This window comes from Acinetobacter piscicola (assembly GCF_002233755.1).
GTDB lineage: Bacteria > Pseudomonadota > Gammaproteobacteria > Pseudomonadales > Moraxellaceae > Acinetobacter > Acinetobacter piscicola.
The window spans coordinates 632,129-648,621 of the sequence record NZ_NIFO01000001.1; the positions used below are offsets into that span (position 1 = coordinate 632,129).

Genomic DNA, 16,493 nt, shown 5'->3' on the forward strand with positions numbered 1-16,493 from the left:
AATTTGTTACATAATCAAAATTGTAAAACTTGATTGAATAAAATTCAAATGATTATTTTCATATCTAAGATTATTTTTGTGTAATATTGGCTGAATATAAAATGAAAAATCACGGTAAATATTGGGTTTGAGGCGATTTTCAGTCAAAATGAAGAGGTCTTATTTTTTTGTAAAAAAGGATAAAATACCAGTTTTTACTGTTTTAGAATTGCCATGGTTTAGTATTAAGTCTCAGTTTTGACAAAATAAATATACAAATGTAAAAAAAGAACTGAATAGCAATTGTATTTTTTTGCAGATGCTCGGACAATTCGCAAATTATTTTTATGATGTTAGGTAGAACATGAAGAAGTTATTGGGGGAGTTAGCTTTTAAATTGTCAGGTTGGACATATGAAGTAAAGCCCAATGTATTAGAAAAAAAACAAGTCATTATAGGTTTTGAACATACATCGATGATGGATGCCGTACTGTCCCTTGCGATTTTCCAAATTCATGATTTGAAAATTCATACTTTAATTAAAAAAGAATTATTCAAAGGGCCAATGAAACCGATTCTTGAGCGGGTTGGTGGTATTGCTGTTGATCGTAAATCTAATCAAGACATTGTGACGCAAATGGTTGAGTTGTTTCAAAGTAACGATAAATTTAATTTAGTTATCGCACCAGAAGCAACACGTGCTGAACGTGGAGAGGCTCGTAAACCAATTCGTACAGGGTTTTGGCATATTGCTAAAGCAGCGGGTGTACCGATTGTTTTGATGTACGCAAATTCAAAAACTAAGCAAGGTGGTATTTTTGGCAAAATCTATCCTTCGGATATAGATCAGGATTTAGCTGAAATTAAACGACTATATAAAGAGCATACAGGGCTAGATATTGTCATTCCTGAGCCAAAAAAAGTGTAATTTGGATAAAATCTAAAAAATAAGCACTTTCTCATAAAAAAGTGCTTATGCTAGAATTAGCAAAAATTTGATATGGCATAAGGCCAATCTACCAGGAGCATATTTCGCATGGCGGGTCATTCCAAGTGGGCTAACACAAAGCATCGTAAAGCAAAACAAGATGCGAGTCGCGCTAAAGTATTTACAAAATTTATTCGTGAGATCGTGACTGCGGCTCGTTTAGGCGGTGGAGATGTAGCTTCGAATCCACGTTTACGTGCAGTTATCGAAAAAGCCTTGGTGGCAAATATGACACGTGACACCATCAACCGTGCAACTGCGCGTGGTGTTGGTGGTGAAGAAAATGCCGATTTGAAAGAAGTAACTTATGAAGGTTATGGCGTTGGTGGTGTTGCTGTAATTGTTGAAACCATGACGGATAATTTGAACCGTACTGTACCTGATGTTCGCCACTGTTTTTCTAAAACCAATGGTAACTTAGGAACTGCGGGTTCGGTTGCCTACATGTTTACCAAACGTGGTGAGATTACTTTTGAAGATGTCTCTTTAGAAGATAAGATCATGGATGTTGCTTTGGACGCGGGTGCTGAAGATATTGAAGTGAGTGAAGATGAGATTTTGGTCATCACAACACCTGAAACTTTCGGTACTGTTCAAGATGCTTTAGCTGCTGCAGGTTTAAAATCTGACAATGCCGAAGTGACTATGAGTCCTTCAACAAAAGCTGAAATTACTGATATTGATCAAGCAAAATTAATCTTAAAAATGATTGATATGTTTGAAGATCTTGATGATGTGCAAAACGTTTATACCAACGTTGAATTCTCAGATGAAGTACTCGCTGAGTTAGACGCTTAACTTATATTTGAGTTAAAAAACGCACCGATGAGTGCGTTTTTTATTGAGTTAAGTTTTATGTCTATCTAGAACATCTGAAATGAATCGATTTTTTTCTGTACGATAATCTGCCATATCTAAATATTCACAGCGTCTTTTTAGATCATTGTAGTTTTTAATGAGTTCAGGTGATTGTCTAAGCCGATCTCTAAATGTAATAAATGATTCAAACTCAGAACCTTTTACAATCAGTTGAAAAGCAACGTCATCACCATTTTGAGATTCCAACATACACAGTTGATTTGTTCTCAATGTTTCTAATTTCTCTCGGAAATTTAATGTCCAAAGTTTTTGAATAGCATCATCAAATTCAGATTGTGACACTGCAATATAAATATCTAAATCACCTTTAGAAATGGCGTGAGGAATAGAAGAAGCACCGATATGTTCAATTTTTGCATATGGTAAAACTGTGCTGATTTGAGTTTGATAGTATTCAAACAACACTTTGCATTGTGGTTGGTATTCTTCTGCTAAATAAAATTTCATGTCATACCAATTAAAATGAAGTCTTATATTGTATTTACCATAAGACTTAAACGCGATTGAGCAGTCCAGTACAGTTAAAGACTTGATTGTATTCTTTAATCACAAAGCTAGAATGCAGTGCGACCACATGATCAATTTTACCGATACGTTTTAATAGAATTTCACTGTAATTTTCCATATCTTTTGCCACAACTTGAACTAGAAAATCAGCCGTTTGACCTGTGACTAAGAAGGCATTAATCACTTCAGGAATGCTTTCAAGTTCTTCTAAGAATTTAGCAAAAGTATCACTGTCGTGTTTACTCAGTGATACTTGTAATATTACGTGTAATTTAAAACCTAATTTCTCAAAATTAATATCACGTTTTAAATTGGTCATGATATTAGTTTCAATCAAATGCTTGATTCTACGGTGTACTGAGCTTACAGAAAGGCTAATACGCTCAGACAGTTCATTTAGGTTGATATCTTCATTTGTTAAAATTTCGAGAATTTGTTTATCGTAGCGATCAAGTTCCATGTTTAAATCCTGTGTGAAATTTTTTTCTACATTAATGTAGAATGATTTGATAAAAATTTCAATATTTGATGAAATTATGGGAAAAATATCGACAATACAGGCTTTTGTGGAAATAATAAATGTAGTTATTTTAGGTTGAATTTTAAATAATCAAAATTCGGTTAAAAACTCAAAATATAGTAATGTAAGCATTCAATTTGAATATTTTACTTTATACTGATTAAAATTGAAAAATATCTTCTCAAATGCTCGAAAATGATTTAGAACTCACCGAATCTGAAATACATCTTTATTCACGTCAAATTTTACTTGATGGTTGGGATATTGAAGCACAGGAAAAGCTCAAACTTGCCAATATTCTTATTGTGGGCTGCGGTGGAATAGGGTGTACCACGGCTGAGTTATTGGCTCGTGCAGGTGTTGGGAAAATTACGCTTATAGATGCAGATACCATTGAAATCAGTAATCTACAACGTCAAATTGCTTATACAGAACAAGATGTTGGTTTTTACAAATCTGAAATACTGGCTAAGCGTTTACAACAGATTAATCCATTTATTCAAGTGGAAAGTCATACTACTAAACTTGATGAACTCAATGCCCAATCATTGATTACACAGCAGGATTTAGTCCTAGATGGTTGTGATAATTTCACCACACGTTATTTGGTCAATCAGGTTTGTACCCAATTCAATGTGCCGTTGATTAGTGCATCGGCAATTGGTTTCCAAGGTCAGTTGTTTATGGTCGAAGGAAATTCAGCATGTTATGAATGTTTATTTCCTAAAGAACAACACATCAATGAAAGCTTTCGCTGTGCGGACTCAGGGGTTTTAGCGACAACACCGAATGTAATGGCAAGCTTGCAAGCACATCATGCACTTTTATATTTAGGTTTAGCGCTGACACCACTTAAGCAAAAATTGCTGCTTTGGGATGGGTTAACAATGAAACAACGAATTTTAGCCTTTGAAAAAGATACAGATTGTCCAAACTGTCAGGCAAGACATACTGCAAAGGCAGATTAATTTGCTACACTTGTCTCAATTTATTTCTATTTAGACATTATGAAAAACAATATCTGGTTAGATGGATTGCGTTCAGTAGCCCGAGTCGGGGAAACTGCTGTAATCGCAGCGAAAGCAGGCATTAAATATGCCACTGAAAAACCAAGTAACGCAAAACTTATGCGTGAAACTTTTGAATCTTTGGGTTCAACTTATATTAAGTTGGGACAATTCATTGCCAGTACACCTTCATTATTTCCTCGTGAATATGTTGAAGAATTTCAAGGTTGTCTAGATCAAACACCATCATTGCCATTTAGTTATGTACAAGGTGTATTAGCGCAAGAGTTTGCAGGACGAGATTTAAGTGAAATTTTCGCTTCTATTGAAGAGAAGCCATTGGCTTCAGCTTCTATTGCACAAGTTCATGCTGCGAAATTGGTGACAGGTGAAGATGTTGTTATCAAAGTGCAAAAGCCTGGTGTGGAAACCATTCTCTATACGGATTTAAATGTTTTGCATTGGGCAACAAAAATCTTAGAAAAAGCAGTTCCTAAAGTGAAATTCGCTTCATTGGCAGATATTGTTGAAGAAATTAAAACACGCATGGTACGTGAAGTTGATTTTATTGAAGAAGCGCAAAATCTTGATGATTTTGTGAATTATTTAAATGTTTCTCAGAATCATGCTGCGACTGCTCCAAAGGTTTATCACCAGTACTCAACTCGCCGTGTATTGACCATGCAACGCTTGTATGGTGTGCCATTAACTGATTTTGATGTGGTTAGAAAAGTTTCAAAAGATCCGTCACAAGTCCTCATTACTGCCATGAATACATGGTTTGGTAGCTTAATGCTGTGTCAATCATTTCATGCAGATTTGCATGCAGGTAACCTGATGTTGCTTGAAGATGGGCGTATAGGCTTTATTGACTTCGGTATTGTAGGGCAGCTTAAGCCTGAAGTATGGCAAGCCTGTATGGCATTTATGGATGCGTTACAAAAGACAGATTACACACTCATGGCTCAAAATATGTTGGGTATGGGCATGACGAGTAAACAAATTGATACGCAAGTCTTAGCGGATGATTTGGAACGTCTATTTAGTGGTGTTTTACTGGCTGATCCACAAAAAATCATGACATCAAATCCTTCTGATTTGAATGACATTATGATGGATATGGTTGCAGTAGGTGAGCGTCACGGCATTCGTTTCCCACGTGATTTCGCATTGTTATTTAAACAAATGCTGTATTTCGATCGGTTCATGCGAGTGCTTGCACCATATACCGATATTTATGCAGATCAACGTTTGCAAATGGTGCAAGATTTAGATCCAGCCTCGTTGTTGAAGCATTGATATGGATCTCCTTTCTTTGATAAAGGAAGGGCATTTAAATTTATTTGTTGAATAATCCTTTTAAGTCTTCCTTTTTCAAAAGGGGACTTTATTTGATTCAGCTTTGTTATTGGACATTGATATGGATCTCCTCCCTTTTTAAAGGGAGGTTGAGAGGGATTGCTTTTAATGGAATCCTCCTAAATCCCCCTTACTTGCACTTCGTTTTAAAGCAGCACTTTAAAACTTGTTCAGGGGGACTTTTTAATTTGAATAGAGAATTTGAAATCGTTATGGACGCAATTATCATTGAAGGTTTAAAAGTGGATACGGTTGTTGGCTGTTTCAATTGGGAACGCCAAATTATTCAGCCTTTAATGCTTGATCTCACGATTCAGACCTGTTTAGAAAAAGCATCTAACTCAGATGAGCTAGAAGACACATTGAATTATGCAGAAATTTGTGAGATTTCGAGTAAAGTCATTCAAGATGCTGCCCCGAAATTGATCGAACATGCGGCTAAATTGGTTTTAAATGCGCTTTTTGCTACCTATCCGTCAGTTGAATCGATTATGATTACCATCCGTAAGCCTGCCATTATCCCGCAAGCAAATTCTGTAGGAATTCGCCTTGAACGCCACCGAAACGATATTCGCCTTAGCTCTGGCGAGTAATAGCGCTCCTCAATATCATTTTCAAAAAACATTTGCTCAGATTTTGAGTTTGGGTGAAGCCACTTTTTCAAAAATTTATATTATTCCATGTCGTGATGGCGTAGGTGCAGATTATTGGAATGCCGCATGTTTGCTTAAAAGCCAATTATCTGTTGATGAAATCATCACCTTATTAAAGAAAATGGAAGCAGATTCAGGTCGTGTTCGTCCTTCACACAATATCTCTTTAGATGTCGATTTGATTGCATGGGGCAACGATTTAACGCAAATGCAATTTAATCCTAAAAAATTACCATTGGCTTTGGATGTTAAGATTCCAATGTATGATATTTGGCAAGATATGTTATTCAATCATTCCAAGCATCCATTCCCTGTTATAGTTTTATAAGAATCTGAAAAGTTAGAAGGTTATAGTGATGTATTTGAAATCATTGGTATTGTTGAGCACTGCGGTTTTATTTAGTGCGTGTACACATATACCTGAACAACCGATTCAACGATTAAACACAGAGGTTATATCAAAAGCAGAAGTTAAAAATCAGTCTGCGCAACAACGTGATAGTCATTTAAAACAAAGTGTTTTTGCTTATACAAAAGATTCATCTGCTTATGAGGTGGCTTTTGATGATCTGAATGGCGATGGGCAACAAGATGCTTTAGTGCTTTTGAATGGTATGGATTGGTGTGGTTCAGGCGGTTGTACCATGCTAATTTTTAAAGGGAAACCGAACCAAGCATTTGAATTTTTGAGTAAAACAACTTTGGTTGATAGCCCCGTCTATTCAACAACGTATGTTAGTAATGGTTGGAAACAGTTGTTGGTTTATAGCCGAAAGCATGGGCAAGTGATGTTGAAATTTGATGGTGCAGTTTATCCATTAAATCCATCTTTATTACCTGTAGAGGCCACAAAATTAGCACCACACAATGATAAATTACTTTTTGGATTGAGTGAGTAGTTCTACTTATTCAATCGGTTATTGATTGAAAATATTCAAAGAAATTAACTGAGTAGAGTAGAAATTATTTAAAAAAGAGGTGTATTAGTATAAAAAGCGCAATGCTATTTATTCTAAAACGTTTAAGTCCTTTCTTTGCTGAGTATATTCCTCACCGTTGACATGGTGAGGAATATCAAAAATAAAAAGTTTTTTAAATAAAATAACTGGTCTTGGTCATCAATTTAGAAATAGCCGTCATGGTGATTTTAACTGGAATGGGTAAATCAACACCGCCTGCGTCTAAAGCCGCATCACGATGATGTAATTCATCTTCATTCATCTGTACTAGAATTTTACGTGATCGTTCATCTTGCGCAGGCAGTTGGCTAATGTGATGTTGTAAATGCAAACTCACTTGACGTTCAGTTTCTGCAACAAAACCTAAACTGTATTTATCACCCGCGATACCTGCAAGTGCGCCCATGCCAAAAGAAAGTCCGTACCAAACAGGATTCAATAAACTGGTATGACTATCTAACTCTTTTAAACGGTCTTCACACCATGCCAAATGGTCTTGTTCTTCGATTGCAGCAAACTCCATCTCACGGCGTACATTCGGCAGCTTTGCAGTTAAAGCTTGCCCATGATAAAGCGCTTGGGCACACACTTCACCTGTATGATTTACACGCATTAAACCCGCAACATGGCGAGCTTCACTGACAGCCAATTTGGTTTCTGTATCATTAGACGGATTTGCTCTTTGTGCAGACGTCGCGCCTGGTACTAAACTTCTTAAAGCTTGATCGAATGAATTGATCAGTTTATCAATGCCAGTATATTGACGCATATTAGTCCTCCAAAGAAGCTTGAGTTGTGGCAATCAGTGGTTTTAAACGAATTAATAACCACGTACTAAAAATCGCACTGAGTATAGCGGTAATACAAAATAGAATTTTAATATCTATTTTTAAAATACTTAAGATAATTATAGAGAAAATCGCAGAGGAAACCATGAATATCGCATTAAAGATATTGTTGGCAGCAACCACACGTGCACGATGTGATTTAGGTGCATAGGCTTGCATCATGGCATATAAAGGAACGATATAGAATCCACCACTAATCCCCAATAGAGTAACAGCAAACATGACATGATAATAAGCAGCACCTGAATTAAACATGTCTGTAAGTGTCATTAAATCGCCAGTACGTTCAGGAACGAAAGCTAAACTTGCGGCTAAATAAAGTGCAAAGACCGTTAAACCAATCGCACCGATCGGTACCATTTTAATATTAACTTCAGTCCCACCAATTTTACGGCACAGTAAAGAACCGACACCAATACCCACAGAAAAGAAAGTCAAAAGTAGACTCACGACATTTTCATTGGCATGTAGATTTTGCTGTGTTAATTGGGGAATTTGTGTGAGGTATGTAGCTCCATAGAACCAATACCATGAGTTGCCTAAAAGGATGGTAAAAATTAAAGGTAAGCTTTTCGCATAACGAATTGTTTGAAAACTGGTGCGAAAGAAATTCCAGTCGATCTCTAAATCGGTATTGGTCGTGGGTTGTTTAAGGACAAAACGACTACATAGATAACCAATCACTGCAATTGCTATGATGGTTAAGCAAATCCAAATCATATTGCCTTCAGAAAGCGAAATTACCGCTCCACCTAAAATCATACCAATTAAAATGGCGATGGACGTTCCAGACTGAAATAGTGCATTTCCAGACATTAATTCATTGGGTTTTAAAATATCAGGCAAAATTGCGTATTTAATCGGCCCAAAGAAAGTACTATGGGTTCCCATTAGGAATAAAGCAAAAAGTAAAATCCATAAATTGCCCAATAAAAAACCAGCTGAAGCGATCAGCATGATAATAATTTCGAGTATTTTGATACTTCGGACTAAAAATGAACGTTCGTACTTATCTGCAATTTGTCCTGCTGTCGCAGAAAAGATGAAATAAGGTAGAATAAATAACAATGCAGCAAGGTTGTTGAGTGTACTTATACTTGCAGATTGTTGTTGAATCCATCCATAGGTGATGACGAGCAAAAGCGATTGTTTATAAACATTATCGTTTAATGCACCAAAAAATTGGGTAAGAAACATCGGCAAAAAACGCCGTGTAGCTAGAATATGCTCATTTTTTTCCATTGTAGATGACTTCATTTAGTTATATATGAAAAATGTGGTGAAATAGTAACTATCATACAAAATCATGTATCATGTTTTAACCTTAAATCATGTTTAAAACCAATTGTTTTTGAGTCTCAGAAATATACATTGCCTAGTGTAAATTTCATTTAATATATTTAGATAATTAGAGCTTGGTATGCCAGCAAAAATTAAATTTAAGAAATCTGTACTTGCACATTGTATGCATCTTCATTTCGATAGTTATCATATCAATAAACTGTTATGTGCAAGTGTTTTTTTAAGTGTTTTTGCTGCACCCGTAAGTTACGCAGCGTCAACTCAAGATGATCAAAAGCAAGGAAATCAAGCAACTGAAATTATCAATACGCAAGAGCAATTAGAAACTGTTGCAAAACAACAAGGTTTGCCCAATGAGAAAATTGACCAAATTGATGAAAAAATAGAACAAAGTCAGGCGGTAACATCTGTCGATAGTCTATCTATGCTTCAACAGCAAGAACAAAACTTGGGCGTTCAGGATGATTTTAAGCCGATTCAATTTGATGATCTTGAAGATTTACCGATTGCACCCGTTGATCAATCTTTAACGAATGAAATTTTTCAAGTGGCTGAAGAAGCAAAGAAAGAAGCGCTTGATTTTAGAAATGGTGTAACACAAACACCTGAAGTGGTTGTAAGCGACGCAACGCAGCAAGAAGTCTCAGAGATTACTCAAGCACCAGTCAATGTTGACCAACTCATACAAACGATTCGTTCTGATCAAGAGATTGCGGTAGAAAGAAATGATGCAGCGAAAACATTAACAGATCCGACTTTGAATGAAGAGAAATCTGAAGAAATTAAAGTTGGTTTTTTTAAAGGTTTGATGAATAAAGTCATTAAACCACAAAGTAATGTGGCGACAATTCCAAAAATTACAGTAACGGTTGATGGTGCGCCGACAGTACTTGCCAATAATATTAAAGCGAAATTATCGACATTTACCCAAGAGGCATTTTTAGATTTTAATGGTTCTGTTCCGCAACTAAGAACGCTGACTGTGCAAGCAGCTCAAGCTGTTGGTTATTACAATGCGCAATTTAAGTTTTCAAAAGTTGATGATATACATTTAAAAGTGAATGTTGTTGCAAATAAACCCGTTATTTTAGAAGAACAAAATATAGAAGCGAGTGGTGCGGGAGCAAATCTCGCTCAATTCCAAGTGATACGAGTTTTGCCTGACTTAGATGTAGGTGATATTTTTAATCATGGCTCGTATGAAACGACCAAGACGCGTATTGTCGATGCCGCAACCAATAACGGTTTTTTTGACAGTTATTGGCGCTTGCATGATGTTAAAGTTGAGCAGCCACAAAATAAAGCCAAGATCAATTTAAAATATGAAACAGGTGAACGCTACAAATTAGGTCATGTTGAATTTAGAATGAGTGATCCTTCAAAGCCGTTACCGATCGATTTAAAAATCCTTGAATCTATGGCACCTTGGCAAGATGGCGCTGACTATACAGCATGGCGTGTCAATGGTTTGGCGAATAATTTAACCAACTCACGTTATTTTAACTATGCTTTAGTTGATGCGATTAAGCCTGATCCAATTGTAAAACCTTTAGAATTACCCGCAGATTTACAAGCTTTGGTCGATCAGGAAAAAATCGCTGCGTCCTCATTTTCAGAACAAACGCAGGTTGAACAAACCAAGCAATCTAGTAAAGAAGTGACTCAGAATGTTGTCAATGAAAATCAATTCGCAGGTACTCAACAGGCGGATGTAAATCCAAGCCAAAGGCAATTACAAGTCCAACAAAAAGAAAAAGAATCTGAAGAAGATTTGTTAAAAGATAAAGCACGTGAAGAAAAGAAAATTCCTGTGATTGTGACCTTAAATGCAGATCGTCTCAACAGCTTGGAAACAGGTATCGGTTTTGGAACAGATACAGGCGTTCGTTTGCGTAGTCAGTATCGCCGTGCCATTGTGAATCATTTAGGGCATTCTTTTGACGCCAATTTTGAGTTATCTCAAATCCGTCAATCTTTTGATACACGGTACAATATTCCTTATAAACACCCACTCAATGATTATATTAGTTTAGTCGCAGGTTATGAGCGTGAAGATCGTGGTGGTGTGGGTAATGATTTAGATCTCACTATTGACTCGGCAGTTGCTGGTGTAGACCGTATTATTAAAGGTTCTCGTAAAGAATGGCAGCATATTTTTGGTGTGCGTTATCGTTTAGACCGACTTAATCAAACGGGCGCAGTCGATATAGATGATATTCCAGATGCATTTTTAGTACCAGGCTCAAACGCAGTACAACAATCGCTATTATTTGGATATGAAGCAACGAAAACCGATAGTGATAACCGAGTAAATCCAACACGTGGCTTTAAGCAGTCTTATAAAATTCAAATGGGTAGTGAGTCTTTGCTCACAGATACCGATATGGCAATCGCCAATGCAACGTGGAAAGGGTTATATTCATTGGGGAAAAACGATAATCATCAATTTGTTGGTGGTTTAGATGTAGGCTATATTTTTGCCAAAGATTTTCAACAAGTGCCTTATAATTTAAGATTTTTTGCAGGTGGTGATCAAAGCCTAAGAGGTTTTGATTATAAAAGTCTTTCACCTGTTGAATATGGCTATGATGTTGGAGGGCAAGCTTTAGCTGTCGGATCATTAGAATATAACTATCAGTTTAAAGAAGGCTGGCGTGCAGCAATATTTAGTGATGTTGGTAATGCCTACGACAAAAGCTTTAGTAATAGTTCAGAGTATAGTTTAGGTTTAGGAATTCGTTGGAAATCTCCAATTGGTCCAATTCGAATAGATTTAGCTTCGGGAGTATCAGATCCTGATCATCCGATTCGATTGCATTTCTATATCGGATCGCAACTTTAATATTCACAGCCCCTAAAATAAATGAATGATTAAAAATCAGTGAGAAATTTGGAAATAATATGACTGATGCAGAACATCAAGATGTTCAAAATGAACAACAAAGTAATCAATTAGAGCCTGAGCAAACGGCAAAGAAGCGTAATTTATTGCGTAATATTCTTTTGTCTGTACTTTTGATCATTGTTTTATTGGTTGCTGCATTAGCTGTTATGTTTAGTACAGATAAAGGCAGTAAGTTTTTACTTGATCGCGTTGCTGCAAGTCAAAAAATTATCCATTATCAATATGAAGGCGGTAATCTTTTACAAGGCATTATTCTTAAAAATATTATTGTTAGTCTTAAGCCTGTTGATATTAAAATTGATCGAGCTAATGTTTCTCTAGGTTGGAGAGCTATTTTTGATAAAGAGATTCATTTAAGCCATGCTGATGTCAATAATTTAAGAATTATTACGAAATTACCACCGAATAATGAACCTTTTAAGTTTAATGAAATCAAACTACCTTTTGTTTTACGTGTAGATAAGGGGGATGTTGATCATTTAGAGATCCAAACCCATTCTGCCAAAGTTGATTTTAACGACGTACATTTAGAAAAAGCACTTTGGTCTGGTACTGATTTAAAGTTTGAAAATTCAAGCATGGACATGGGCTATTTGTCTGTTAAAAATGCCAAAGGCAATATGGATTTTAAAGGGAAATATCCATTAAATGCGCAAGGTATTCTTCGCTTACCATCATTAAAAAGTTTAAATGTTCAAGATATCTATGTGCAAGCACGTGGCTCTTTAGACACGATTAAAGCGGGTGTCGCAACAAAAACACCAGATATGTTAACGGGATGGGTTGTATTGCACCCAGTACGTCCAAATGTCCCTATGTTTGGTGCTTTAAATCTTAAAGATTACCATTGGCCATTGTTATTGGAACAAGAGCTATTATCAAAGAATGGTATTGCAAAATTTCAAGGTGATATCAAAGGTTTAAACCTAGATGTTAATACAGATATTAGCGGAAAAAATATTCCACAAGGTCAATATACTGGTTTGGCGCATACTGACCTAATCAATCAATTGAATATCAGTAATGTGAATGGTCAGTTGATGGGTGGCGCAGTGAATGCTGCAGGTCTAGTCAGTTGGCAAGATCACGTACATTGGGATGTCAAAGGGCGTTTAGATCGGATTAACCCAAAAGACAAACTGATTCCTCAAGTAATTCAAGATTTTCTACCTCCATCTTTAGATGCCAATATCGGTTCAATCGGCGCATTAAAACAAGGGTTGCATTTAACAGCAAATGTGGCTTTTGATAAGTATGAAACTTGGAATGTAAAACTGGATCAAGCAGAGCAAAAAAGTAAAAAACCTGAACCGATGCTACTGGGTGTAGACTGGAAAAATATAGATCGAGCGGTTCCTTATGTCGGGTGGTTAAGTAGTCAGCAAGGTCAAGTCAATTTAGCCTTGCTTGAAGGTCAGCAAAATATTCATGTCGCAACCGTTGTTCGTAAAAATGAAAAAGGGACTTTGCCTACAGGTAAATATAATGCGCAACTAGATTTAAAAGGTAATGATTTACATATTCCAACGTTTAATTATTTAGCAGATCAGGGCAGCTTGTCGGGTAATGCTGTGATTGAATTGCCGACAGAAAAGCGTCAATTAAAGTGGACGGCTTTATTGAATGCTAAAGATTTTAATCCACAATCTGTTGTGGCGGCTGCACCTGTTAATTTGTTAAATGGTCAGATTAAGGCAAATGGCTTTGCTAAACCTAATCAACAGCTTATGTCATTTGATGCTATTAATTTAACAGGAAGAATTGCTAATCAGGCTAATCCTGAAACGATTCAACTGACGGGTAAGAGTACTGCTGCGATTATTTTTGCTGATCAAAAAGCAGGTGGTGCATTTAAAAGCTTCGCTGTGAATTATGATGGCGCACTCCATGCAACTCAATTGAAACAAGGCAGTGGTTTATTAAAACTACGCATTTCTGGGACACCAGAATTGATCAAAATTTCAGAATTACAGCATGACGGAATTGCAGGGAAAGTGTTTGCCAGTGGTTTAGTGCATATCGCCAATGGGTTCAGTTGGGATATCAATACATCATTGGTTCGTTTTAAACCGCAATACTTTGTTTCCTCAGTTCGTGGTGAAGTTTCGGGTAATGTTAAGACCCAGGGGAATTGGTCAGATAAGCAAAAACGAATCAATATTCAACAATTGAATATTGCAGGCATGATTAATAATAAGCCTTTGCGTGGTCGTGGTAATTTGGCAATCATGCTGAATTCGGATCAAAAAGGTTTTATTCCTCAGCAGTTTGAGGCAAATAACTTATTCCTGTCCTATGCCAACAATCAAGTTCAGGCAACGGGAAATGCACAAAATCTTCGATTAAAAGTAAATGCACCTGCTTTGTATGAAATCTATCCAGGATTGCGTGGTAAAGCATATGGTTATTTAAATCTGCAAGTACAGCCTCGTTTGAGTGCAACTGCAAACTTGATAGTCGATGGTTTTAGCTTTAATGATATCAGTATTAAAAAGCTCAGTTTGAAAGGCGAATTACCTACATCTGAAGTGATACCTTCAAAAATGGTTGCGCAAATGGATACTTTGCGTAGCGGTAATCGTGAAATTCAACATGCTGCGATGACTTTATCTGGAACGCGAAAGGCACATTTACTGCAATTACAAGGTTGGAATTATTATTCAAAATTCTATGTGCAATTAGCGGGTGGTTTTAATGCGCAGAATGATTGGTTAGGACAAGTGCAAAAAGGCGAGTTCGATTCGGTTCGTGCTCATTTACTTCAGCAAAAGAATGCGCCGATCATTTACTCATCTGCAAAAGCAGAATTATACATTGGACAGCATTGTTGGCAGAGCCAACAAAGCCAGTTATGTTTTGATCAGCCGATACGAGCAAGTCAAAAGAGTGGAAACGTTTCATTTTTAACTCAAAATTTAGATTTAAATGATTTCGCTGCATTTATGCCTGCTGGCTTAGCATTAACAGGTAAATTAAATGGTTACGCAAAAGCATCGTGGGTACAAGGTTCTAAACCTAAACTCGATGCAAAATTAATTACTCGTAATGGTCAAATTGGTATTGCTGCTGAAGATCCAAATGATCCTTCAACATCAATGAATTATGATGAAGCGAGCATTATTGCCAAAAGTATTGCAGATGGGTTGTTACTGCGTGTTGATTTAAAAGCACCGAATATTGGTACGGGTTATGCGAGTGTTATTGTAAACCCGTATGTTGACTCTAAACCGATGCGTGGCGAAGTTGCCTTCAATGAAGTTCAACTACAAATTTTAAAACCATTTATTGCAGATGTACGCAAATTGAATGGCACATTGTCACTTGCAGGCAAGATTAGTGGAACTTTAACTCAACCACTATTCGATGGCGAAATGCGGTTAAAGAATGGTGAGATCAGTATGATTTCACTACCAGTCAATTTAAGTAATATGCAAATTTATTCTTCAATTCACCAAGATGTAGTGACGATAAACGGAGCTTTTAATAGCGGGCGTGGTGTCGGGAAAATCAATGGTAGTATTGATTGGAAAAATGATCTTCGTGTGCAATTAAAATTAAACGGTGAAAAATTACTTATTCGTCAAGCACCATTGATTACAGCTGTTGTTGATACTGATATTGAAGTAGATGCATTGCCAATGAGTAAGCGAGTGGCTGTTAAGGGAAATGTTGATGTGCCACGCGCTTTGATTTCTATGCCTGAGTCCAGTGCAACAGTAGTTAATGTTTCGCCAGATGTTCGAATTGTAAAAGAAGGTGAGAATCAGCTTGCGATTTTACGTGCAGCTAAACCGTGGGACATTCGTGCAGATATTACTGTAAACCTCGGTGATAAAGTAGTTTTTGAAGGCTTTAATAGTCGAATACCTTTGGTTGGACGTTTGTATTTGTCACAACGTGGTTTAGAAACAGCCATGCGTGCCAATGGTGCAATTGGTGTGAGTCAAAAAGTGACAATCGAAGCTTATGGTCAGCGTTTAGATTTGAATCGTGCAATTGCTCGTTTCAATGGGCCATTGGCGAATCCAACATTGGATGTTGATACCAACAAGAGTATTTCAGGCAGTATTGTCGGGGTTCGTATTACGGGTACGGCGTCGAGTCCAAATATCCAAGTCTATAATGATGCGGGATTATCTGATCAAGAGGCGATGAATGCTTTAATCACAGGGCGTATCAATGAAGGCTCAAGTGGTTTAAGCAATGAACAAGGTTTCAAGTCTGATGTCAATAATACGATTGCAGCGGCAGGCCTTAGTTTGGGGCTTGGTGGTACTCGAGCATTTACCAATCAAATTGGTCGTACTTTTGGTTTAAGTGGCTTGTCTTTTGATGCGCAGGGTACGGGTGATGATACCCAAGTGAGTTTAACGGGCTATATTACCCCTGACTTATATATCCGTTATGGCGTGGGGGTATTTACCCCAGTGAATAAATTAACCTTACGTTATCAGATGAATAAGCGTTTATATTTAGAAGCTAGCCAGTCTTTAGAAAAAGCGATTGACTTATTCTATCATTGGAGATTCTAAAAGTTAGAATCTAAGCTAAATAAAAAGCCTTTTAGTTTTGAATTAAAAGGCTTTT

At 36.8% G+C, this 16,493-nt stretch carries 13 protein-coding genes; 9 read left to right on the forward strand and 4 right to left on the reverse strand.

Features of this window, described 5'->3' with window-relative positions:
- The first annotated feature begins 343 nt into the window (after positions 1–343).
- Together CDA10_RS07905 and CDA10_RS07910 are read left to right on the forward strand one after the other, a co-directional pair.
- On the forward strand, positions 344–907 hold the full coding sequence (locus tag CDA10_RS07905; RefSeq protein ID WP_089605057.1) for a 1-acyl-sn-glycerol-3-phosphate acyltransferase: 564 nt from the start codon (positions 344–346) through the stop codon (positions 905–907).
- A gap of 108 nt (positions 908–1,015) precedes the next feature.
- Complete coding sequence (locus CDA10_RS07910) at positions 1,016–1,765, forward strand: YebC/PmpR family DNA-binding transcriptional regulator (protein ID WP_089605058.1); 750 nt, start codon at positions 1,016–1,018, stop codon at positions 1,763–1,765.
- 48 nt (positions 1,766–1,813) lie between these two features.
- Here CDA10_RS07910 and CDA10_RS07915 read toward each other — a convergent pair whose 3' ends face one another.
- A complete protein-coding gene (locus CDA10_RS07915; protein ID WP_089605059.1) occupies positions 1,814–2,293 on the reverse strand; it encodes a GrpB family protein in 480 nt (159 codons plus the stop codon).
- Between the two features lie 46 nt (positions 2,294–2,339).
- Positions 2,340–2,813, reverse strand: coding sequence for an Lrp/AsnC family transcriptional regulator (locus tag CDA10_RS07920; protein WP_089605060.1), 474 nt, complete (start codon positions 2,811–2,813; stop codon positions 2,340–2,342).
- 245 nt (positions 2,814–3,058) lie between these two features.
- On the opposite strand from CDA10_RS07920, the gene CDA10_RS07925 reads away from it, so the two are divergent.
- From CDA10_RS07925 to CDA10_RS07945, 5 genes are all read left to right on the forward strand, one after another.
- Positions 3,059–3,841, forward strand: a complete 783-nt coding sequence (locus CDA10_RS07925) for a HesA/MoeB/ThiF family protein (RefSeq protein WP_089605061.1) — start codon at positions 3,059–3,061, stop codon at positions 3,839–3,841.
- Positions 3,842–3,880: 39 nt separating this feature from the next.
- Positions 3,881–5,179 carry an ABC1 kinase family protein gene (locus tag CDA10_RS07930; RefSeq protein WP_089605062.1) on the forward strand — a complete coding sequence of 433 codons (1,299 nt, stop codon included), beginning with the start codon at positions 3,881–3,883 and terminating at the stop codon, positions 5,177–5,179.
- Positions 5,180–5,451: 272 nt separating this feature from the next.
- Positions 5,452–5,832: a dihydroneopterin aldolase gene (gene folB, locus CDA10_RS07935; RefSeq protein WP_089605063.1), complete on the forward strand. Its 381-nt coding sequence runs from the start codon at positions 5,452–5,454 to the stop codon at positions 5,830–5,832.
- Entirely contained in the window at positions 5,789–6,220 is a 432-nt protein-coding gene (locus CDA10_RS07940) for a 2-amino-4-hydroxy-6-hydroxymethyldihydropteridine diphosphokinase (RefSeq protein ID WP_089605064.1), read from the forward strand. The genes folB and CDA10_RS07940 overlap by 44 nt, the downstream gene beginning before the upstream one ends.
- A gap of 28 nt (positions 6,221–6,248) precedes the next feature.
- Positions 6,249–6,791, forward strand: coding sequence for a hypothetical protein (locus CDA10_RS07945; protein WP_089605065.1), 543 nt, complete (start codon positions 6,249–6,251; stop codon positions 6,789–6,791).
- A 193-nt stretch (positions 6,792–6,984) separates the two neighbouring features.
- On the opposite strand, the gene coq7 is transcribed toward CDA10_RS07945, so the two are convergent.
- A complete protein-coding gene (gene coq7 / locus CDA10_RS07950) occupies positions 6,985–7,620 on the reverse strand; it encodes a 2-polyprenyl-3-methyl-6-methoxy-1,4-benzoquinone monooxygenase (protein ID WP_089605066.1) in 636 nt (211 codons plus the stop codon).
- 1 nt (position 7,621) lies between these two features.
- Positions 7,622–8,941, reverse strand: a complete 1,320-nt coding sequence (locus CDA10_RS07955; RefSeq protein ID WP_089605067.1) for an MFS transporter — start codon at positions 8,939–8,941, stop codon at positions 7,622–7,624.
- A gap of 178 nt (positions 8,942–9,119) precedes the next feature.
- Between CDA10_RS07955 and CDA10_RS07960 the strand changes: the two genes are divergently transcribed.
- Both CDA10_RS07960 and CDA10_RS07965 read left to right on the forward strand, forming a co-directional pair.
- On the forward strand, positions 9,120–11,843 hold the full coding sequence (locus CDA10_RS07960) for an autotransporter assembly complex protein TamA (RefSeq protein ID WP_089605068.1): 2,724 nt from the start codon (positions 9,120–9,122) through the stop codon (positions 11,841–11,843).
- Between the two features lie 59 nt (positions 11,844–11,902).
- The gene (locus tag CDA10_RS07965; RefSeq protein ID WP_089605069.1) at positions 11,903–16,438 is read left to right on the forward strand and encodes a translocation/assembly module TamB domain-containing protein; all 4,536 of its coding nucleotides are present in this window, start codon (positions 11,903–11,905) and stop codon (positions 16,436–16,438) included.
- Positions 16,439–16,493 lie beyond the last annotated feature (55 nt).

Bases quoted from the DNA above. Each gene is read 5' to 3' on its own strand.
- CDA10_RS07905 (WP_089605057.1), top strand. From the start codon at position 344: ATGAAGAAGTTATTGGGGGAGTTAGCTTTTAAATTGTCAGGTTGGACA.
- CDA10_RS07965 (WP_089605069.1), top strand. From the start codon at position 11,903: ATGACTGATGCAGAACATCAAGATGTTCAAAATGAACAACAAAGTAAT.
- CDA10_RS07925 (WP_089605061.1), top strand. From the start codon at position 3,059: ATGCTCGAAAATGATTTAGAACTCACCGAATCTGAAATACATCTTTAT.
- folB (WP_089605063.1), top strand. From the start codon at position 5,452: ATGGACGCAATTATCATTGAAGGTTTAAAAGTGGATACGGTTGTTGGC.
- CDA10_RS07955 (WP_089605067.1), bottom strand. From the start codon at position 8,941: ATGGAAAAAAATGAGCATATTCTAGCTACACGGCGTTTTTTGCCGATG.
- CDA10_RS07930 (WP_089605062.1), top strand. From the start codon at position 3,881: ATGAAAAACAATATCTGGTTAGATGGATTGCGTTCAGTAGCCCGAGTC.
- CDA10_RS07910 (WP_089605058.1), top strand. From the start codon at position 1,016: ATGGCGGGTCATTCCAAGTGGGCTAACACAAAGCATCGTAAAGCAAAA.
- CDA10_RS07945 (WP_089605065.1), top strand. From the start codon at position 6,249: ATGTATTTGAAATCATTGGTATTGTTGAGCACTGCGGTTTTATTTAGT.
- CDA10_RS07920 (WP_089605060.1), bottom strand. From the start codon at position 2,813: ATGGAACTTGATCGCTACGATAAACAAATTCTCGAAATTTTAACAAAT.
- CDA10_RS07915 (WP_089605059.1), bottom strand. From the start codon at position 2,293: ATGAAATTTTATTTAGCAGAAGAATACCAACCACAATGCAAAGTGTTG.
- coq7 (WP_089605066.1), bottom strand. From the start codon at position 7,620: ATGCGTCAATATACTGGCATTGATAAACTGATCAATTCATTCGATCAA.
- CDA10_RS07960 (WP_089605068.1), top strand. From the start codon at position 9,120: ATGCCAGCAAAAATTAAATTTAAGAAATCTGTACTTGCACATTGTATG.